The sequence below is a fragment of the Paenibacillus rhizosphaerae genome (assembly GCF_014192015.1).
GTDB lineage: Bacteria > Bacillota > Bacilli > Paenibacillales > Paenibacillaceae > Paenibacillus_AQ > Paenibacillus_AQ rhizosphaerae.
This window is the reverse complement of record NZ_JACHXJ010000006.1, coordinates 527,170-547,194: the sequence shown is the minus strand read 5'-3', so window position 1 is coordinate 547,194 and position 20,025 is coordinate 527,170. Positions and strand designations below refer to the sequence as shown.

19 protein-coding genes, 1 rRNA gene, 1 pseudogene and 1 riboswitch are annotated in these 20,025 nt (G+C 56.2%); of the genes and pseudogenes, 19 read left to right on the top strand and 2 right to left on the bottom strand.

The window, feature by feature from the left end; genetic code table 11:
• The 3 genes from rrf to FHS19_RS30155 all read left to right on the top strand — a co-directional run.
• Positions 1-93: ribosomal RNA gene (gene rrf / locus FHS19_RS30165) — 5S ribosomal RNA — on the top strand; the annotation flags it as partial.
• Between the two features lie 362 nt (positions 94-455).
• On the top strand, positions 456-1,553 hold the full coding sequence (locus FHS19_RS30160) for a DUF3626 domain-containing protein (protein WP_221224146.1): 1,098 nt from the start codon (positions 456-458) through the stop codon (positions 1,551-1,553).
• Positions 1,554-1,862: 309 nt separating this feature from the next.
• Complete coding sequence (locus tag FHS19_RS30155) at positions 1,863-3,059, top strand: MFS transporter (protein ID WP_312887372.1); 1,197 nt, start codon at positions 1,863-1,865, stop codon at positions 3,057-3,059.
• A 73-nt stretch (positions 3,060-3,132) separates the two neighbouring features.
• Here FHS19_RS30155 and FHS19_RS30150 read toward each other — a convergent pair whose 3' ends face one another.
• Complete coding sequence (locus tag FHS19_RS30150) at positions 3,133-3,300, bottom strand: hypothetical protein (RefSeq protein ID WP_183586244.1); 168 nt, start codon at positions 3,298-3,300, stop codon at positions 3,133-3,135.
• A gap of 350 nt (positions 3,301-3,650) precedes the next feature.
• Positions 3,651-4,172: pseudogene (locus FHS19_RS30145) on the bottom strand (response regulator transcription factor); the annotation flags it as partial.
• 265 nt (positions 4,173-4,437) lie between these two features.
• On the opposite strand from FHS19_RS30145, the gene FHS19_RS30140 reads away from it, so the two are divergent.
• The 16 genes from FHS19_RS30140 (at position 4,438) to purN (ending at position 19,962) form a co-directional block, all read left to right on the top strand.
• Positions 4,438-5,181: an acyl-[acyl-carrier-protein] thioesterase gene (locus FHS19_RS30140; protein ID WP_183586242.1), complete on the top strand. Its 744-nt coding sequence runs from the start codon at positions 4,438-4,440 to the stop codon at positions 5,179-5,181.
• Positions 5,182-5,257: 76 nt separating this feature from the next.
• Positions 5,258-5,398: a hypothetical protein gene (locus FHS19_RS30135; RefSeq protein WP_183586240.1), complete on the top strand. Its 141-nt coding sequence runs from the start codon at positions 5,258-5,260 to the stop codon at positions 5,396-5,398.
• A 169-nt stretch (positions 5,399-5,567) separates the two neighbouring features.
• On the top strand, positions 5,568-7,706 hold the full coding sequence (locus FHS19_RS30130; RefSeq protein WP_183586238.1) for a DNA topoisomerase III: 2,139 nt from the start codon (positions 5,568-5,570) through the stop codon (positions 7,704-7,706).
• A 290-nt stretch (positions 7,707-7,996) separates the two neighbouring features.
• Positions 7,997-8,260, top strand: coding sequence for a DUF1294 domain-containing protein (locus tag FHS19_RS30125; RefSeq protein WP_076176818.1), 264 nt, complete (start codon positions 7,997-7,999; stop codon positions 8,258-8,260).
• Between the two features lie 107 nt (positions 8,261-8,367).
• Positions 8,368-8,802, top strand: coding sequence for a universal stress protein (locus FHS19_RS30120; RefSeq protein WP_183586236.1), 435 nt, complete (start codon positions 8,368-8,370; stop codon positions 8,800-8,802).
• A 219-nt stretch (positions 8,803-9,021) separates the two neighbouring features.
• A riboswitch (purine riboswitch) is annotated at positions 9,022-9,123 on the top strand.
• A gap of 165 nt (positions 9,124-9,288) precedes the next feature.
• Positions 9,289-9,774, top strand: a complete 486-nt coding sequence (purE, locus tag FHS19_RS30115; protein ID WP_183586234.1) for a 5-(carboxyamino)imidazole ribonucleotide mutase — start codon at positions 9,289-9,291, stop codon at positions 9,772-9,774.
• Positions 9,771-10,943 (top strand): 5-(carboxyamino)imidazole ribonucleotide synthase, encoded by a 1,173-nt coding sequence (purK, locus tag FHS19_RS30110; RefSeq protein WP_183586232.1) that lies wholly within the window; start codon positions 9,771-9,773, stop codon positions 10,941-10,943. The genes purE and purK overlap by 4 nt, the downstream gene beginning before the upstream one ends.
• Positions 10,944-10,946: 3 nt before the next feature.
• Positions 10,947-12,242, top strand: a complete 1,296-nt coding sequence (gene purB, locus FHS19_RS30105) for an adenylosuccinate lyase (protein ID WP_145028302.1) — start codon at positions 10,947-10,949, stop codon at positions 12,240-12,242.
• Positions 12,243-12,295: 53 nt separating this feature from the next.
• Complete coding sequence (locus tag FHS19_RS30100) at positions 12,296-12,436, top strand: hypothetical protein (RefSeq protein WP_183586230.1); 141 nt, start codon at positions 12,296-12,298, stop codon at positions 12,434-12,436.
• Between the two features lie 95 nt (positions 12,437-12,531).
• Positions 12,532-13,419, top strand: a complete 888-nt coding sequence (locus FHS19_RS30095) for a phosphoribosylaminoimidazolesuccinocarboxamide synthase (protein ID WP_183586228.1) — start codon at positions 12,532-12,534, stop codon at positions 13,417-13,419.
• A 114-nt stretch (positions 13,420-13,533) separates the two neighbouring features.
• Positions 13,534-13,779 carry a phosphoribosylformylglycinamidine synthase subunit PurS gene (purS, locus tag FHS19_RS30090; protein ID WP_076176812.1) on the top strand — a complete coding sequence of 82 codons (246 nt, stop codon included), beginning with the start codon at positions 13,534-13,536 and terminating at the stop codon, positions 13,777-13,779.
• 5 nt (positions 13,780-13,784) lie between these two features.
• Positions 13,785-14,474, top strand: coding sequence for a phosphoribosylformylglycinamidine synthase subunit PurQ (purQ, locus tag FHS19_RS30085; RefSeq protein WP_183586226.1), 690 nt, complete (start codon positions 13,785-13,787; stop codon positions 14,472-14,474).
• Entirely contained in the window at positions 14,452-16,695 is a 2,244-nt protein-coding gene (gene purL, locus FHS19_RS30080) for a phosphoribosylformylglycinamidine synthase subunit PurL (RefSeq protein ID WP_183586224.1), read from the top strand. The genes purQ and purL overlap by 23 nt, the downstream gene beginning before the upstream one ends.
• Positions 16,680-18,161, top strand: coding sequence for an amidophosphoribosyltransferase (gene purF, locus FHS19_RS30075; protein ID WP_183586222.1), 1,482 nt, complete (start codon positions 16,680-16,682; stop codon positions 18,159-18,161). The genes purL and purF overlap by 16 nt, the downstream gene beginning before the upstream one ends.
• Positions 18,162-18,304: 143 nt before the next feature.
• A complete protein-coding gene (purM, locus tag FHS19_RS30070; RefSeq protein ID WP_183586220.1) occupies positions 18,305-19,345 on the top strand; it encodes a phosphoribosylformylglycinamidine cyclo-ligase in 1,041 nt (346 codons plus the stop codon).
• Positions 19,345-19,962, top strand: coding sequence for a phosphoribosylglycinamide formyltransferase (purN, locus tag FHS19_RS30065; RefSeq protein ID WP_183586218.1), 618 nt, complete (start codon positions 19,345-19,347; stop codon positions 19,960-19,962). The genes purM and purN overlap by 1 nt, the downstream gene beginning before the upstream one ends.
• Positions 19,963-20,025: the final 63 nt, after the last annotated feature.

The following is a 20,025-nucleotide window of genomic DNA, read 5'->3' as shown; positions in this document are numbered from 1 at the left end:
CCACGCGTACCCATCCCGAACACGACCGTTAAGCCCTCCAGCGCCGATGGTACTTGGACCGAAGGGTCCTGGGAGAGTAGGACGTTGCCAAGCGAAGGACCACTGTTGATGTATATCAACGGTGGTTTTTTTGTTTCTTATCCCCATTGTGGACAACACCTCCGTTTTGTCCGTTCATCCACAAATCCATATTCCCTGATCGATTTTCCAAAGGTTATGCACAAAAAAAGAGAACCATCTCCGCCTCATTTGCTTTATAATCATAAATTATATTCCCATATTCACAGTTTCATCCCCAGTACTCACAATTGGAGGGTGCTTTATGGCATAAATGATTCATGTGGTGATATTGAGTTGATGTTTGTCAAAATGTTATTCACATGTACATAAGTTGATAAATTCATGCCGAGGGCTCTTCGTATGATAGCTCCGGGATCGATAAAGGAGGAGTAAGTTTGACCGAAGCACAAGCTCGAGCTGTACAGTATGTACGTACGGAAGCTTTGGAAGTGCAGTGCCTTTCCCACAGTGTAATTGACCGGATTTTGGCTGGAGAAGGACTTAGCGCTATTGATGTTGACTTGCTCATTGATCACATTCGCCGTTTTGCACGGGTTACGCTCAATTTTCATCCCGATCGTCTGCTCGTTACCGGCCGTTCGGTGGTTGAGGGACTGTTTCAGGATGGGGTGTACCGGGGACAGTTTGAGACCTCGATCTCCAACGGGAGCCGAACGGCATTTGCCGGTGGCGATCGGGACCGCTGGGAAGAGCATTTATTTGGGAAATCGTACCAGGCGCCCGGTGTAACCAAGGAGGAACGGCCGAAGTATGGTGGGCTTAACCTGATGAATTATGCGGACGGTGCGTCACCCCGGTTCGGTTCGTGCCACCTGGTCCTTCGCCCGCATGTGTCGGAACGCTGCACCTTTACGTTTGGGGATAGCTTTACGGGTCCGGAGCGAAAAGGAACGATCGACGTTTTTTCTCCACTGTTGGCATCCTTATTTGAGACGGCTGTCAGCACACAGGAGGTTCTTGGTTCGGATCACATCAGCGCAGCGCTGCTGGTAGAGCTGCTTCAAAAGCTGAACTCCAGATCCAAGGAGTTTATACCGGAGGCTATGGGACGATCACTCGATGACTACATTGAAGCTCAGGTTCATGCTGTGGTGGATTTGGCGAATGACGCCGAGGCCCTGATTGCTGATCCCTCTTTCAGAGGCACGCCAACGGGCAACCTGTTGGAAGAGACCTGCTATAAATATGGTTTGCGGCTTGGTTGGCATGCTGGTTACCAGCTGGAGGCCGAATCGGTACCAAGTGATTTTCGGGGACCTGCGATGCAGCCGCTTGCACGCAGGATCGACCAAAGGTTTGGGAACGAAAAAGGGCGGATTGACGCGGCAGTATTGGGTTTGGCAGCGGCATCGCTGCATAATCAACCCGAAGCGTGGCAGGATTGGGGATCATACGATGAAACTTTACAGCACATTAAGCAATTATGGCATGTCCTTGTCCGATTTGGTGCTCCTAATAGTTGTGTTACGTAATGTCACGCAATACCGAAGGGGTGAACATATAAAAAAATCAGACCTATATGGCTTTCTAGTTAATTGATGACTATCTATATTTTCCAGACTTCCAAAGCTCGTAGAAACTCCTATGCTTGGAGAAACTCCTAAGAACGAAAGGCTGGTGACGGATTGAACACTCAAAAAGAGGAACCCCGGCGACTTGACGAAATGGGTTCAACCGAACCTCTGGTTTCTAATGGAACTGTTGCCCCTGGTGCATCGGAACCTTTGGACGAAATAGAGCAACCTCAAACTAAGGACGATTCCTTTTCCCGGAGGCAGGTCGTGCTGTTTATCTCCGTTGTTTTCCTGTACTGGTTCTCGTCTTATATTTATGTTCCGATTTTGTCGCCTTATATCGAGCATTTGGGGGCATCCTATACATATCTGGGCATCGTTCTCGGTTCCTACGGTTTGATGCAGATTCTGTTCAGGCTGCCGCTCGGTATTTTATCGGACTTTATGGAAAAGCGCCGTCCATTTATTTGGCTGGGGTTGGCCGCCAGCGCGCTTAGTGGGCTGATGTTTGCTGCGTTCGGACAGTTGGGCTGGGCGCTGGCGGCGAGAGCGATGGCAGGGATCGCCGCGTCGACCTGGGTGGTGTTCACCGTCGCGTTCTCAGGCTTTTTCCCGAAACATGAGGTAACCCGGGCAATGAGCATGATGCAGTTCACCACTGTGGCCGCCCAATTGACGAGTATGCTCGTCAGCGGGTATTTAGTGGAGCGCTGGAACTGGCAGCTGCCATTTTGGCTTGGAGGTATCGTCGCGGTGGCCGCTCTTGTACTTGCTTTGTTTTTGCGGGAAAAGGAGCCGGATCCGGGGCGCACTCCGATGTCGCTTCAGGATTTGGCACCGGTTATGCGTGACCGGACGCTGTTTCGGGTTTCTTTTCTGTCGATCCTGGCGCACTGCGTTCTGTTCATCACGATGTTTGGATATACGCCGAATCAAGCATTGGACTTAGGAGCAAGCAAAAACGACCTGGCCTGGCTGACGCTGTCTTTCATGCTGCCGCATGCGGCGGCAACGCTGTTTGCCGGACGGACGCTCGTTAACCGTTTTGGAGAAAGGGCTGTGTTAACTGTAGGGTATGTGGGAACGGCCGTTTTTACGTTTTGCATCCCGGTGGCGCCGAATTTTGGCTGGCTGTGCGTAACCCAAATATTTAATGGGCTGGCTCAAGGACTGGTCTTTCCGCTTCTTTTGGGCAAGTCGGTGGCCCACATTGAGCCGTCCAAACGGGCAACGGCGATGGGGTTTTACCAGGCGGTCTACGCGGTCGGCATGTTTATGGGCCCGTTTATCGCCGGTTGGATTAGCTCGGCTTGGGGGCTCGCAGGCGGATTCCGCTTGGCGGCGTATGCGGCTTTAGCTGCAGGGGCGCTGGCTTTTTGGTGGATTCGGACGGATACGAAAGCTGTGGTAAGTGCAGCTTCAGGCGGGCCGCCGGATACGGGGACTATTCACAAAAATATGTAGTTTGCGACCCGAACTACAGCCTGATCCGCCGAAAAAGACCCGGAAAGCGCTCCAAACGCTTTGCGGGTCTTTTTTATTTCTCCGACACGGGGAGAAATAGCAGGGAAAACGGCAGGTTGCTGCCGGCGGCCGGGGACAGCCAGAGTTCCACCTTCTCCTCCCGGTCCTGTGTCCGGTACAGCACAGTGGCGCTATCCTGCGAACCGTCGCCGTGCTTGATCTCGATAACCCGGTCGTTCACCCTCGCCGAGCCGAAATACCTTCCGCCGCGCGGATTGAAGGCGATGAGTGTGTCCGGCCGACGTGGTTCAGAATGATTTTATACAGGACGCCGTAATTGCCGGAGTTGATGGCAACGCTGTCCTGCATCCCGTCCATCCCCTGCTGAAAAGGATCTGTGGTGTTGTCGGTGAGCGGCAGGCACTCCGCTTCCGTTCCGACCGTGCCGTCGTATTCGGACACGCGCGTCGAATCGGCAAAGGTACCGCGGATGATGGACTCGATCGGATTTAAATCAGGCAGGGACGGCAGGGCCGCGATCGGATCGTGATCGGCCTGTACCATCAGCATGGTGTACTCGACAGGTGCATTGCCCTGATTGACGGCCAACAGCTTCAAAATGTCGAACTCGCGGGGCGTCAGCTTCACTTCCTGCTCCCCGACGGTCACCGTATGCGTGGCGGTATTGATCACCAAGTCGTCGATCACGATCTCGTCTTCCGCCGTGGTATCGCGGTAATTTAACAGCTTGTACCGGCGCAGCTGCGATTTGACGCGGGCGACCAGCTCCAGTGGATTGAACGGCTTGGTGACGTAATCGTCGGCGCCGATGCTCAGGCCGGAAATTTTATCGATATCCTGGCTTTTGGCTGACAGCATGATGATGGGGGTGTTGTTCTTTTCCCGGATTTTCATGCAGGCTTGGATCCCGTCCATTTGGGGCATCATGACATCAAGGATGATGAGGTCGATCGGATGGCTGCGCAGCGCTTCGAGCGCCTCCAGGCCGTTGGATGCTTTATATAAGGTGTATCCTTCATTTTTTAAATAAATTTCAATCAGTTCGATAATTTCTTTCTCGTCATCGACGAGCAGGATCGCTTCTCTGGACATTACGGTATTCACACCTCTTTGAATATTGTGGAAACTAGGAGTATGCTTGATGTATAGCATTATAAACCGAAACCCTTAACATTATGGTCACGAATTTCTTAACATTCACTTAAATTCCGGCGATGTTGTGGCCTTAGGATGAACGTTACGCTGCTTCTTATACATACAGGGAAAAGGGCGCAGCCGATGAAAGATAGGGCTTTTTTGCAGCGGATGAATGGGCGAGATGATATTTTTAACGGAAAAAGAGGAGAGAGCGCATAGCATGGGCAACAAGTGGACTGAAACCTACTTAATCCATTCCAACGATATCGATTTTAAATCCGAAGCGCGGCTGTCGGTGCTGCTGTCTTTGGCACAGAGAACGGCCGACGCCGATCTGGAGCAGCTTGGGGCGACGAGGGACCAGATGATCGAAGCAGGCATGGGCTGGATGCTGATCACAATGGATCTGCGCATCAACCGGATGCCGCAGGCGCTGGAGACAATCCACATCGAGACCTGGAACAAAGGCCCGAGAGGGGCCTTGTGGCAGCGGGACTTCATGATTTATGGCAGCGGCGGGGAGATTCTCGGCGAAGCCTGCAGCATTTGGGCGCTTGTGGACATCCAGAAACGAAGAATGCTGCGGCCGTCCAAATTTCCTTTTGACGTCTACATTAATGAAGAGGATTCGGCCGGCGAAGCACCGGACAAAGTAACCATACCTGAGGACATGCCGCTTCATGATTCGTACCGCTCTGTGGTCCGTTACAGCGGGATTGATGCCAATCTGCATCTGAACAATTCCCGTTATGCCGATCTGTGTATGGATACGCTGACCAAGGAAGAGCTTATGGGTTATTCGTATGCGGGTTTTCGGATCACGTATCATCACGAGGCCCGGCTCGGGGATGAAATGGTGATAAAAAGGTCTGAGCCGTCCGGCGGCCGGATATACGTGAGCGGACAAGCGGAAGACGGGTCGCATTATTTTGACGCGTATCTTCTATTGAAAGAAACGAACTAAACGAAGAAGGCATCCCATGGTCCCATGGATAATTCCGTCTCGAACGGGGGATTGTTAAAGATAAGGGGGGATAAGCATGCCGCATCGTAAACCGGTCAAGGACAGCAACCTGCCAAACAGAGCGAGCCGGAAACAGGAGTACACCGCACTGCATCCGGATAAAGCTACTAAATTTCCGCCGAGCCTGAACCAAATTCCGAAACAGGAACAGGATTAGGCAATCACCGCACCACCCCAGGTCCTTCAGTGGCATCTTCGGCTTTCGCCGAGGTTCCGCTGGGGGATTTTCTTTTGCATAGGCGATAGGATAAAACGGGGTTACCCGCCTTTTGCATCCGCTGCCGGATTCAATGTTATAATAGGACGGAAAGAAAGGGTGGTACGTCATGAAATCATTGATATTAGCCGAAAAGCCTTCCGTGGCCCGCGAAATTGCGCGCGTCATGGGAAGCCGCGACAAGCATAAAGGATATATCGAAGGTCCGAAATATATTGTCACGTGGGCGCTGGGCCATTTGGTCGGACTCGCAGAGCCCGAGGATTACGACAATAAGTACGCAACCTGGAACCTGGAGGATCTGCCGATCCTGCCGGAATCGATGAAGCTGAAGGTGCTGCGTGAATCCGCCCAGCAGTTCAAGGTCGTGCAGCAGCAGCTCCGCCGCCAGGACGTCGGTGAGTTGATTGTGGCGACGGACGCCGCGCGGGAAGGGGAGCTTCTCGCCCGGTGGATCATGAAGATGGGAAAATGGAACAAGCCGTTCAAGCGGCTCTGGATTTCCTCGCAGACGGACAAGGCGATCAAGGAAGGCTTTGCTTCGCTGAAGCCGGGGAACCAGTTCGACCGGCTGTACGAATCCGCGCGCTGCCGGGCTGAAGCCGACTGGATGATCGGCCTGAACGTGACGCGGGCGCTCACCGTCAAATTCGGGGCGCAGCTCTCCGCAGGACGGGTGCAGACCCCGACACTGGGCATGATCATGGACCGGGAAAATGAAATCGTGAATTTCCGGTCGGAGGAATACGACACCATCAAGGCCGACTTCGGCGGATTTGCCGCGGTGTGGCGTGGGAACAACGGTGATGCCCGCATTTTCGACAAGAGCGCGGCCGAAGCCTTGAAGCGCAAGCTGGACGGATCGTCCGGCCGGATCGTCAAGGTGAAGAAGACGGAGAAGGTCGAGCCTCATCCGCTCGCTTACGACCTGACCGAGCTGCAGCGCGATGCGAACCGCCGGTTCGGCTTCTCCGCGAAGCAGACGTCCAACGTGCTTCAGCGCTTGTATGAGCAGCACAAGCTCGTCACCTATCCCCGGACCGACAGCCGCTATCTGACGTCGGATATGACCGGCACGCTGAAGGAACGCCTGGAGAGCGTTGCCATCGGGCCGTATGCTTCCCTGGCGCGTCCGCTGCTGCGGAAAAATTTGAATATAACCAAACGCGTCGTGGACGATTCGAAAGTCAGCGATCACCACGCGATCATCCCGACGGAAGAGACCGTGCTATTGAACCAACTGAACACTGAAGAACGCAAGCTGTACGACTTGATCGTCCGGCGCTTCATCAGCCTGTTCTACCCGCCGGCACGGTACGACGCGGTTGCGGTGACGATCGACGTGGAAGGCGAGGCCCTTCATGTGAAAGGAACGACGATCAAGGAGAGCGGCTGGCGCGAGGTATACGGCGGCGACGTGTCGGACGAATCGGACGAGGATTCGTCGGCTGACGGCGACGCCGAAGAGAGCGGAGCCCAGCTTCCGGTGCTGAACGAGGGCGAAGCCGTCAGGGTGCAGCGGGTCATTATGCAGGGCGGCCGGACTTTGCCGCCGAAGCGCTATACCGAAGCAGCGCTGCTGTCCCAGATGGAGAAGCATGGCCTCGGTACCCCGGCGACGCGCGCGGACATTATCGAGAAGCTGGTAAACTCTGATACGATTGAGCGCCAGGGGAACGCGCTGCATCCGACGGGCAAAGGCAAGCAGCTGATCGGACTCGTCGCGCCGGAGCTGCGGACGCCGCAGCTGACGGCCAAGTGGGAAGCCGAGCTGGAGAAGATCGCCCGCGGCCAGGGGCAGCCGGAGCCGTTCCTGAAGGGAATCCGCGGCATGTCCAAGGATCTGGTGGCCGGCGTGAAGAACAGTTCGGCGGATTACAAGCCGCATAACGTCTCGAACAGCCACTGTCCGGACTGCGGGACCCGACTGCTGGAGAAGAAGGGCAAGCGCGGCAAGATGCTCGTCTGCCCGAGCGAGGACTGCGGCTACCGCCGTTCGGACGAGAAGCGTCTGTCGAACCGCCGCTGCCCGCAGTGCCACAAGAAGATGGAGATGAAGGAAGGCAAAGCCGGCCTGTATGTGCAGTGCCTGTCCTGCGGCATTACGGAGACGGTCAACAAGGACAGCAAGCATGTGAACAAGCGCGAGGAGCGTAAGCTGGTTCAGCAGTACGCCAAGAAGCAGGAGCCGATCGGCTCGAACCTCGGGGAACTGCTCAAAGCGGCGATGGAGAAGAAGAACGGTTAACGGACTGATAGACCCAGGTGGCATGTTCTGGATGATCGGCCAGAGCATGCATTAAACCTGTCTCCTCTCGCCGACGAAGAGAAATCTAGCTAATTCACTGGATTCTCTTAAACGAGAGGAGGCCGTCATTTACGCCGGAGACACGGATCTTGTTCTATCATTGCTTAGGAAAACTCCGCCAGGAAGGCGTTTTTGCTGGGAATGCTGGAAGACGGATGCCTGGCTGTTTGTCTCTTGGCTAGTAAAGTTTTATAATAGAAGTATGCAGTAGAACGGGGGTGGTAGCGTAAGTGAGGACGGCGCTCTTGATCTGGTTTATTTTTATCAACGCGGTAGGTTACCTGATCATGTCCGAGGATAAAAGAAGGGCAAGGAACAGGCGCGACCGTGTGCCGGAAAGAACGCTCTTTCTGCTTGCCGCCATCGGCGGTGCGCTGGGCGTACTGATCGCCATGTACCGCAAACGCCACAAGACCAGGCATCTGAGCTTTCGGGTCGGGATACCGCTGCTGCTGTTCGTTAATGCGGTTTTGTACGCTTTTTTCATGAGTTGATTTCCCGTTTTACGGCTTGATGGTACAAAATGGTTTCATTTCTTGCTAATTCGGTTTAATAACATCTCAATTCACACTTCATACAGAGAAAGCGCAGGTGCGTCATCATGTTATTTTCCAAAATTCTTTTAGCTTATGATGGTTCCAAAGCTTCCAATAAGGCTCTTGAACGTGCCATCGAACTGGCGAAAGCGGCCCCTGACGCGGTGATCGACGTCGTACACGTCTTTGATTTCCCGCGCGTATACATCGGTGAAGGCATGGCTCCGATTCCGGCGTCCGTCAACCAGGACTTCTATGAACTCGCTGAACAGACGGTCGCTGAAGTGAAGACGCGCCTCGACGGCGAAGGCGTCGCCTGCAATGCGGAGATGATCCAGGGCGGACCTGCGGAAGTCATTCTGGAATACGCCAAGGAAAAAGGCAACGACCTGATCGTCATCGGCAGCCGCGGCCTGGGCGGAATCCGCGAATTCGTCCTCGGCAGCGTCAGCCACAACGTCGTGCAGCATGCGACCATTCCGGTGCTAGTCGTCAAATAAATGATGGGATTATAAGCCAGTGTGCCCCGAATATGGGGTGCACTGGTTTTGTTTTAGGAATGATCGATGGCAAAATCCGAACATTCGATTTTACACTCTTTTAATTGTTCGTGTTTTAGTTGACATGTTGTGTAGGGGATTGTTAAACTGTTAGGTGTAAAGCCTTAAGGGATTTGGAAGAGGCAAAGAACCATCGCTGGATGGTTAAGGGAATGAACCAATAATTGAATGAATTGATCTCGTATAAAGCCGGGGATATGGCCCGGAAGTTTCTACCCGGATACCGTAAATGTCCGGACTACGAAGGAGTACTGCCGAGGAGTCGCCGGTTCCGATGGACGGAAAGGCTTCCCTCCTTGCTGCGTTTGCGGCAGCGGTATTCCTTACCCGGTCCGGTATCCTGAAAGTCAACGTATTTCTCGGGCACCGGGCCTTTTTAGGTCTTTCCCCGAATGAATAAAAAACTTTTGGAAAGTGGGTTGAAACATGTCAGCAGCGGTCGCTGTCATTATGGGCAGCAAATCGGATTGGGAAACGATGCAGCATGCATGTCTCGTCCTGGACGAACTGCAAATTCCGTATGAGAAAAAGGTTGTGTCCGCACACCGGACGCCGGACCTGATGTTCGCCTTTGCGGAGCAGGCGGCGGAGCGCGGACTCAAGGTCATCATCGCCGGAGCCGGCGGTGCCGCGCATTTGCCGGGCATGGTAGCGTCCAAGACGACGCTGCCGGTCATCGGCGTGCCTGTGCAGTCCAAGGCGCTGAACGGCCTGGATTCGCTTCTGTCGATCGTCCAGATGCCGGGTGGCATTCCGGTCGCGACGGTAGCCATCGGCAAGGCGGGCGCCACGAATGCGGGCCTCCTGGCCGCGCAAATCATCGGGGCCTATGACAGCGAGGTTCAAGCACGGGTGCAATTACGAAGAGATGCAATCCGCGACGAAGTGCTGGAAAGCAGTGATTCGCTATGAGCAGCAATCAGGCATCGCAGCAGACATGGCTCCCTGGTTCCACGATCGGTGTTCTGGGCGGCGGCCAGCTGGGACGGATGATGGCGCTGGCCGGAACCGCCATGGGGTACCGCTTCATCACACTCGATCCGACGCAGGATTCGCCCTGTGGGCAGGTCGCGGGACAGATTGAAGCGGCTTACGACGACGTTGACGCGGCCCGCCGGTTAGCGGCGGCGTCGGATGTCATCACGTACGAATTCGAAAATGTCGACGCGGAAGTGGCCGCGCTGCTGGAGAAGGAATCCAGCGTGCCCCAAGGAAGCTCGCTGCTCTATACGACGCAGCACCGCCTCCGGGAGAAGCGGGCGATCGAAGCTGCGGGCGTACCCGTGGCGCCGTACCGCGAAATTACGAGCCTGGAGAGCCTCAGAGAGGCAGCTGCCGAGCTTGGTCTTCCCGGCGTGATGAAGACCGCCACCGGAGGTTACGACGGCAAAGGCCAGATCGTTCTCCGTTCGGAAGATCAGCTCGAGGCGGCATACGAAGAACTGGCAGCCACCGGCCGCGAGCTGGTACTGGAGAAATTCGTTGATTTTCAATGCGAAATTTCAGTTATTGCCGCCCGAAGTCCAAAAGGAGAAGTAAAAAGCTTCCCGGTGGCAGAAAATATTCATGTGAACAATATTTTGCACCTGTCGATCGTCCCGGCGAGAGTCGAGGAGCAGGTTCAGCGGGAAGCACGCAAGCTGGCGGAGCAGCTCGTGGAGCACTTGGGTGCGGTCGGCCTGCTGGCCGTGGAGATGTTCGTGACGAAGGACGGTCAGCTGTACGTGAACGAGCTGGCGCCGCGTCCGCACAACTCCGGCCACTACACGATGGAGGCCTGCGCCACCTCGCAGTTCGAGCAGCATGTCCGTGCTGTGTGCAACATGCCGCTTGGCGATACGACGCTGCTGACCCCGGTCGTCATGGTCAACGTGCTCGGCCAGCATCTGGATCAGGTGATCCGCGCCAGCGGCAGACCGAGCATCGCCGTCACCGAATACGGCGTGGTGCCGAAGCTTCATTTATACGGCAAGAGCGAAGTGAAGAAAGACCGTAAAATGGGACATATCAACCTGCTGTGCAAAGACGTGCAGGATGGTCTCGACTGGGTTGAACAAACTAACATCTGGAGGCAAGGATAATTTATGATCGAACGTTACAGCAGACCGGAAATGCGGGCCATCTGGACCGAAGAAAATAAATTCAAGGCATGGCTGGAAGTAGAGCTGTGCGCATGCGAGGCTTGGGCTGAGCTGGGCGTCATCCCGAAGGAAGACACGAAGCTGCTTCGTGAGAACGCCAAGTTCGACATCGACCGGATCTACGAAATTGAGCAGGAAACTCGCCATGACGTCATCGCCTTTACCCGCGCCGTTTCGGAGAGTCTTGGACAGGAGCGTAAATGGGTGCATTACGGACTCACTTCCACCGACGTGGTGGATACGGCGCTCGGATACCTGCTCCGCCAAGCAAACGAGATTTTGGAGAAGGATATCTTGAACTTCATCGAGATTCTGAAAGATAAGGCTGTGGCTTACAAAGACACGCCGATGATGGGACGTACGCATGGCGTTCATGCCGAGCCGACGACCTTCGGCCTGAAGATGGCCCTCTGGTATGAGGAAATGAAGCGTAACCTGGAGCGTTTCCGCCATGCGGCGAACGGCGTCCAGTTCGGTAAAATTTCCGGCGCGGTCGGCACCTATGCCAACATTGACCCGTTCGTGGAAGAGTTCGTCTGCAAGAAGCTCGGCACGAGCCCGGCCCCGATCTCCACGCAGACGCTGCAGCGTGACCGCCATGCCGAATACATGGCAACGCTGGCGCTGATCGCGACGTCGCTCGACAAGTTCGCGACGGAAATCCGCGCGCTCCAGAAGAGCGAAGTGCGCGAGGTTGAAGAAGCCTTCGCCAAAGGCCAGAAGGGCTCGTCGGCAATGCCGCACAAGCGCAACCCGATCGGCTGCGAGAACATCTCGGGCCTCTCGCGCGTCATCCGCGGCCACATGGTGACCGCTTATGAGGACGTGGCACTCTGGCACGAGCGCGATATTTCGCACTCCTCCGTGGAGCGGATCATCCTGCCGGATGCGACCATGCTGCTGAACTATATGCTGAATCGCTTCGGCAACATCGTGAAGAACCTGACCGTGTTCCCGGAAAATATGAAGCGCAACATGGCCCGTACCTATGGCGTGCCATTCTCCGGCCGCGTCATGACGAAGCTGATCGACAAAGGCTTCAGCCGCGAGCAGGCTTACGATACCGTGCAGCCGCGGGCGATGCAGGCGTGGGAAGAGCAGCGCCAGTTCCGCGACATTGTGGAAGCGACGCCGGAAATTACGGAGGCGCTCAGCCCGGAAGAGATCGAAGATGCGTTTAATCCGTCGTGGCATTTGAAGCACGTGGATACGATTTTCAAGAAGCTTGGCTTGATATAAGAGCGTTCGGTTTGAAGTTAATCGTGAGTAACCCGTATTAGAGGCTTAAGAGAATGATGGACTCAACATCAGGCACATCTTCAGCGATTGCAGCGAAAGGGGCGGAATCGATCCGCAAGAAGCGGCAGCGTTCGCCTTTGTCTCCGAATTTCAACCGTTATTTAAGAGCGACCGAACAAGAAATTTGGAGATAATAACGATCGGCGGAACGATCCGTAACTGCAGCGGCTGCCTCGCTGACGGCGAGGGGATTTTCGAGTGTTGAGCCCAGAAAATGGGGAGGATTCGCATGACATCACCGGCTGTATCGACCGCGGTGGAACTGGTAGACGCGCCGCTGCTGTACAAGGGCAAGGTGCGGGAGCTTTACGATTTGGGGGAGCATGTGCTGATCGTGGTCACCGACCGCATATCCGCTTTTGACTATGTGCTGGAGCCGCCGGTGCCCGAGAAGGGCAACGTGCTGAACAAGCTGAGCGCGTTCTGGTTCGAAGAGACGAAGGACTTCATGGACAACCATGTTGTCCATACCGACGTCGATCGCCTGGGCGCCGTGGCGAAGAACAAAGAGCTCTTGAAGGACCGGATTATGGTCGTTCGCAAAGCCGAGCGAATCGACATGGAGTGCGTCGTGCGCGGTTATATTACCGGCGGCGGCTGGAGACAGTACCAGGCCAGCGGCGAAGTGAACGGCATCAAGCTGCCGGAAGGCATCCGCAAGAACGAGGCGTTTCCGGAGCCGATCTTCACGCCGGCGGCCAAGAACGATGTCGGCCATGACGAGGACATCTCCATGGAGCGCATGAAGGAGCTGATCGGCGCGGAGCTGGCGCTGGAGCTGCAGGAGAAAAGCCTGAAGCTGTACGACTTTGCGCGGCGATACTGCGATGAGCGCGGCATCATTTTGGCGGATTGCAAGTTCGAATTCGGCGTACTGGACGGCAAGGTGATTCTGATCGACGAGATTTTCACGCCGGACTCCTCCCGCTTCTGGGCGAAGGAAAACTACGCGCTGGACATCGAGATCGACAGCATGGATAAGGAGCCGGTGCGATCCTACCTGGCCTCAACTCCATGGGATAAGAACAGCCAGCCGGATCCGCTGCCGCAGTCGGTAGTGATCGAAACGACCCGCAGATACGTGGATATTTACGAACGGCTGACGAAGCGCGTTTAAGATAGATTCCGCTATAGTAAAGAACTTGGGCTTTAGACGATTTTAGCCAAAAATGCAGGCCTGAAAGGATTCATTCACTTATTCACTCATTCCTAGAGGAGGAACTAGAAGAACATGATGAAAGCTACGGTCTATGTCACTATTAAGCAGGGCGTACTCGATCCGCAGGGGGTTGCGGTGCAGGGAGCGCTTCATTCGATGGGATTCGAGGAAGTGTCGAGCCTTCGCATCGGGAAATACATGGAGCTTCAGCTGGACACGAATGACCGTGCTGAGGCGGAACAACGCGTCAAGGCCATGTGTGAAAAGCTTCTGGCGAATACGGTGGTCGAGGATTACCGATACGAATTGGAGGGCTAACATCCATGAAATTTGCAGTTCTCGTCTTTCCCGGCTCCAACTGTGATATCGACTGCTACAAGGCGGTAGAGGAAACACTCGGGGAGCCTGTCGACTACGTCTGGCATACGGCAACGGACCTGTCCGCTTACGACTGCATTCTGGTTCCCGGCGGTTTCTCTTACGGCGACTACCTTCGCTGCGGGGCCATCTCGCGGTTTGCTCCAGTCATGAGTGAAGTGGCCAAGGCCGCAGAGCAAGGCAAATACATTCTCGGCATTTGCAATGGATTCCAAATCTTGACGGAAGCGGGGCTGCTGCCTGGCGCGCTGCTGCGCAACACGTCCATGAAGTTCCTCTGTCATGACACGGTGCTGAAGGTGGCGAACAACCGCACGCCGTTTACGACCGACTTTAGCGAAAATGAAGAAATTGTCATTCCGATCGCCCACGGCGAAGGGAATTACTATTGTGATGAAGAGACGCTCGCGCGTCTTCAGGAAAATAACCAAATCGTCTTCACTTACAGCAGCAATCCAAACGGCTCCGTTCTGGATATCGCCGGCATCTGCAATGAGCGCGGCAACGTCGTCGGCATGATGCCGCACCCGGAACGCGCAGTGAACTCCCTGCTCGGCTCTGAGGACGGCAAGCGTATGTTTACATCCATTTTGAAGGCTTGGAGGGATACCCATGGCGCAGCAAGTGTCCGCTAAGGAACCGACCGCAGCACAGATTGCGGAACAGAAAATCTATCAGCAGTTTGGGGTATCGGACAGTGAATACGAGCTGATCTGCTCCTTTATGGGACGTCAGCCGAACTATACCGAAATCGGCGTGTTCAGCGTCATGTGGTCTGAGCACTGTGCATACAAAAATTCGAAGCCGCTGCTGCGCCGCTTCCCGACCAGCGGTCCGCGGGTCCTGATGGGACCGGGCGAAGGCGCGGGCATTGTCGACATCGGCGACAACCAGGCGGTCGTGTTCAAAATCGAAAGCCATAACCATCCTTCCGCGGTGGAGCCTTACCAAGGCGCCGCGACCGGCGTGGGCGGCATCATCCGCGACATTTTCTCGATGGGCGCAAGACCTGTGGCGCTGCTCAACTCGCTGCGCTTCGGCAAGCTTGAAAGCGACCGCGTGAAGTATCTGTTCGAGCATGTCGTGGCCGGCATCGCCGGATACGGCAACTGCATCGGCATTCCGACGGTGGCCGGCGAAGTGATGTTCGACAACAGCTACGACGGCAATCCGCTGGTCAACGCCATGTGCGTTGGTCTGATCGACCACGACAAAATTCAGCGCGGCGTGGCAAAAGGTGTAGGCAATCCGGTCTTTTATGTAGGTCCTCCGACCGGCCGCGACGGCATTCATGGCGCGACATTTGCTTCGGTTGAGCTCAGTGAAGAGTCGGAAGCGAAGAAGACGGCCGTTCAGGTCGGCGACCCGTTCATGGAGAAGCTGGTGATGGAGTCGACCCTGGAACTGATCGATTCCGGGATCGTGCTTGGCATTCAGGACATGGGCGCAGCCGGCTTGACCTGTTCCAGCGCGGAGATGGCGAGCAAGGCGGGCAACGGCCTGGAGCTGTACCTCGACCAGGTGCCGCAGCGTGAAGAAGGCATGACGCCGTACGAAATGATGCTCTCCGAATCTCAGGAACGCATGCTGTTCGTTGTCGAGCCGAAGGACGAAGCGCAGGCGATGGAAATTTTCGAGCGCTGGGGCGTGATCTGCGCAAAGGTCGGCAAAGTGACCGACGACGGCCGCCTGAAGCTGTTCCACCACGGCGAAGTGGTCGGCGACATGCCGGTGACTGCACTCGTCGACGAGTGCCCGGTATACAACAAGCCGTCGAGCGTGCCTGCTTATTATGAAGCAAACGCCGGCGTCGATACGCTTCGCTACGAAGAAGTGAAAGACCTGGGCGGCGCTCTGAAGCAGGTTTTGGCTTCCCCGACGGTCGCCAGCAAAGCCTGGGTATACAATCAGTACGATTACATGGTCCGCACGAGCACGGCGGTCCGTCCAGGGTCCGACGCGGCAGTGGTTACGATCCAAGGCACGCGCAAAGGCCTCGCGATGACGACCGACTGCAACGGGCGCTACGTGTATCTCGATCCGGAAGTCGGCGGCCGCATCGCAGTCAGCGAAGCCGCGCGGAACATCGTTTGCTCCGGCGCCGAGCCGCTGGCGATCACGGACAACCTGAACTTCGGCAGTCCGGAGAAGCCGGATATTTTCTGGCAGATGGAGCGTGCGGTGGACGGCATGGCCGAAGCCTGCCGCGTGCTGGATACGCCGGTTATCGGCGGTAACGTCAGCTTGTACAATGAAAACGCCAGCGGAGCGATCTACCCGACGCCGGTCGTCGGCATGGTCGGTCTGGTGCATGATACGGATCATATTACGACACAAGGCTTCAAACAAGAAGGCGACGTCATCTTCCTGCTCGGCGACACGAAAGCGGAGCTGGGCGGCAGCGAGTTCCAATACGTCGTTCATGGGGCAACGGAAGGACGTCCTCCGGTGCTCGACCTGGACACGGAGAAAAAACTGCTGTCTTCCGTGCTGGGTGCGATCCAGCAAGGACTCGTACAGTCGGCGCACGACCTGTCCGAGGGCGGCCTCGCGGTGGCGCTGGCCGAGTCCTGCATCAGCGGTTCGCTGGGCGCACAGGTGCATGTCGAAACGGACCTGCGTCCGGACCTGGCTCTGTTCAGCGAATCCCAATCCCGCATCCTGCTCTCGGCATCCCGGGACAAGGCAGAGCAGCTGAAAGCTTATATTGAAGGTCAAGGCGTGCCGGTTACCGAAATCGGCATCGTGGAAGGCGGCAGTCTGGTGGTTGACATCAACGGTGCTTCGGCCGTGAACGAAAGTGTAGGAGGCTTGAAGCAGGTCTGGGAGGATGCGATTCCATGTCTCATGAAGTAACACCGCAAACGCTGTGGACGGGAGACTACTATAACGAAGGCTCGGGCAAAGATGGGCTGTTCGACAAATTAAAAGAAGAATGCGGCGTGTTCGGGGTCTATGGACACCCGGACGCCGCTTCTTTGTCCTACTACGGGCTGCATGCCCTGCAGCACCGCGGGGAGGAAAGCGCGGGAATGTGTGTCAGTGACCGCAAAGAGTTTCACTACCACCGCGGCATGGGTCTCGTCAAAGAGGTATTCGACAAAGACATGATGGCTTCCCTGACCGGGGACATCTCCATCGGCCACGTGCGCTATTCGACGAGCGGCGACAGCAAGCTGACGAACGCGCAGCCGCTGGTGTTCAAGTACCGCGACGGCGACCTGGCCGTGGCGACCAACGGCAACATCGTGAACGCCCCGCAAATCCGGCGCGAGCTGGAGGAAGGCGGGTCGATCTTCCAGACGACGAGCGACACGGAGGTTATCGCGCATCTGATCGCGCGTTCACCCAAAGATTTCGTCTCTGCGGCCAAAGACGCGTTCAACCGCATCGTCGGCGGCTACGCGTTTCTGATCATGACGAATGACCGATTGCTGGTCGCGTCGGATCCGCACGGGCTGCGGCCGCTAACCATGGGCAAGCTCGGGGATGCATATATTTTCGCCTCCGAGACCTGCGCGCTCGAGACGATCGGAGCGGAGCTGATCCGCGACATCGAGCCGGGCGAGCTGCTTATTCTCGACAAAGACGGGCTTCATGAAGACCGGTTCGAGGAGAAAAAGCACCGCAAATCGCTGTGCGCGATGGAGTACATCTATTTTGCCCGCCCGGACAGCGACATGAACGGCTCGAACCAGCACGCCGCCCGCAAGCGGATGGGCAGCCGGATGGCGATCGAATCGTTTGTCGACGCCGACATCGTAACCGGGGTACCGGATTCCAGTATTTCCGCGGCGATTGGTTACGCGGAGCAGACGGGAATCCCGTACGAGATGGGACTTATCAAAAACAAATATACGGGCCGCACCTTTATCCAGCCGAGCCAGGAGCTGCGCGAGCAGGGCGTCAAGATGAAGCTCAGCGCCGTGCGGCGCGTGGTCGAGGGACAGCGTGTCGTCATGATCGACGATTCGATCGTCCGCGGCACGACCTCCCGCCGGATCGTGAACCTGCTTCGCGACGCCGGGGCGCTCGAAGTGCATGTGCGGATTACGTCGCCGCCTTTTAAAAATCCGTGCTTTTACGGCATCGACACGCCGGACCGGCGCGAATTGATCGCCTCAAGCAAGTCGGTGGAAGAAATCTGCCGGGAAATTAACGCCGATTCACTGGCGTTTCTTAGCCCGGAGGGTCTGATCACCGCGATCGCCGGCAACAATGCGGATGATTACAAGGGCGGGCTGTGCCTGGCTTGTTTCGACAACGATTATCCGACGAATCTGGATTTTAACGGTGAAGAGAAGTTTGGCTGCAGCTGCTAATGGTCTTGGAATGCTGTGCGATTACTGATCGCCGATGGCATTGCCGGGCCGAAAGTTTGATTTTCCCGTGGATGAATTCAGGCTATGAATACTTTACCCGCTTAAAATACAGGCGGAGCATACGATAAAGGAGTGTCGTGGGAGTGTCTGAGGCTTATAAAAATGCCGGTGTGGATATCGCGGCAGGGAATGAAGCGGTAGAACGGATGAAGAAGCACGTGAAGCGGACGTTCCGTCCGGAAGTGATGACGGATCTTGGCGGTTTCGGGGCGCTGTTCGGCCTGAACAAGGACAAATATGAGGAGCCCGTGCTCGTTTCCGGAACGGACGGGGTCGGCACCAAGCTGAAAATCGCCTTCGCCATGGACCGCCATGACACGATCGGGATCGATGCGGTGGCCATGTGCGTCAACGACATCGTGGTGCAGGGGGCAGAGCCGCTGTTTTTCCTAGACTACTTGGCATGCGACAAGGTCGTGCCGGAGAAGATCGAAGCGATCGTGGCCGGCATCGCCGAAGGCTGCCATCAGTCCGGCTGCGCGCTGATCGGCGGAGAAACCGCCGAGATGCCCGGCATGTACGCCGAAGGCGAATACGATATCGCGGGCTTTACAGTCGGCGTTGTCGATAAGAGCAAAATTATCAACGGTGCGTCCATCGCTCCTGGAGATACAGTCATCGGCATTGCGGCGAGCGGTGTGCACAGCAACGGCTTCTCCTTGGTGCGCAGGCTGCTGCTTGAACAGTCCGGCTACAGCCTGCACGATGAAATCCCTGAACTGGGCGGCAAGCTGGGCGACGTCCTGCTGACACCGACCAAGATCTATGTGAAGCCTCTGCTGGCTCTGCTGGAAAAGGTCAACGTGAAAGGGATGGCGCACATCACCGGCGGCGGATTCATCGAGAACATTCCGCGCATGCTGCCTGCGAACGTTAACGTGGACATCCGTTACGGTTCCTGGCCGATCCTGCCGATCTTTGAGCTGATGCAGAGCAAGGGCAGCATTGCCAACCGCGATATGTTCACCACATTCAACATGGGCATCGGGCTTGTCCTTGTCGTCAGCGAAGGCGATGCGCAGCAGGCGCTGGAGCTGCTCAAGGCGAGCGGCGAGGAAGCATATATCATCGGGTCGGTAACGCCGGGCGAGTCGGTTGTGACCTTTACGGGAGCCGATGTTTAATGAGCGGCTACCGGATTGCTGTGTTTGCTTCCGGAACGGGAAGCAATTTTCAGGCATTGGCCGAAGCGTCCGCTGAGGGAAGGCTCGGCGGCGCGACGGTGGAGCTGCTCGTATGCGACAAACCGGCGGCCCCTGTCGTCGGCCGGGCGGAGCGCCTTGGCATTCCCGCGCATCTGTTTGTTCCCAAACAGTACGGATCGCGCGAGGAATATGAGGCGGAAATCGTCGCCAAGCTCGAGGAGCTGGAGATCGATCTGGTCGTGCTGGCAGGTTACATGCGTCTGCTGACTTCCGTGATCGTCGACAAATATGCGGGACGCCTGATTAACATTCATCCGTCGCTGCTCCCGGCATTTCCCGGGACGAACGCGATCGGGCAAGCGCTGGACTACGGCGTCAAGCTGAGCGGCGTGACCGTGCATTTTGTGGACGGGGGCATGGATACCGGGCCGATTATCGCCCAGCGGGCGATCGAGGTGGCCGAGCATGAGACGGAGGAGTCCTTTGCGCAGGCGGTGCATGCCGTGGAACAGGAGCTGTACCCGCAGGTCGTTGCTCTTTTTGCCCAGGGTAGAGTGAAGCTGGAGGGCAGGAAAGCCACGCTGCTTAAGGGATAATGCCTTGACGTGATTGGTTGGAGTGGTGACAACACAAAAAGATATAGAGATAGGGTAAGGGGA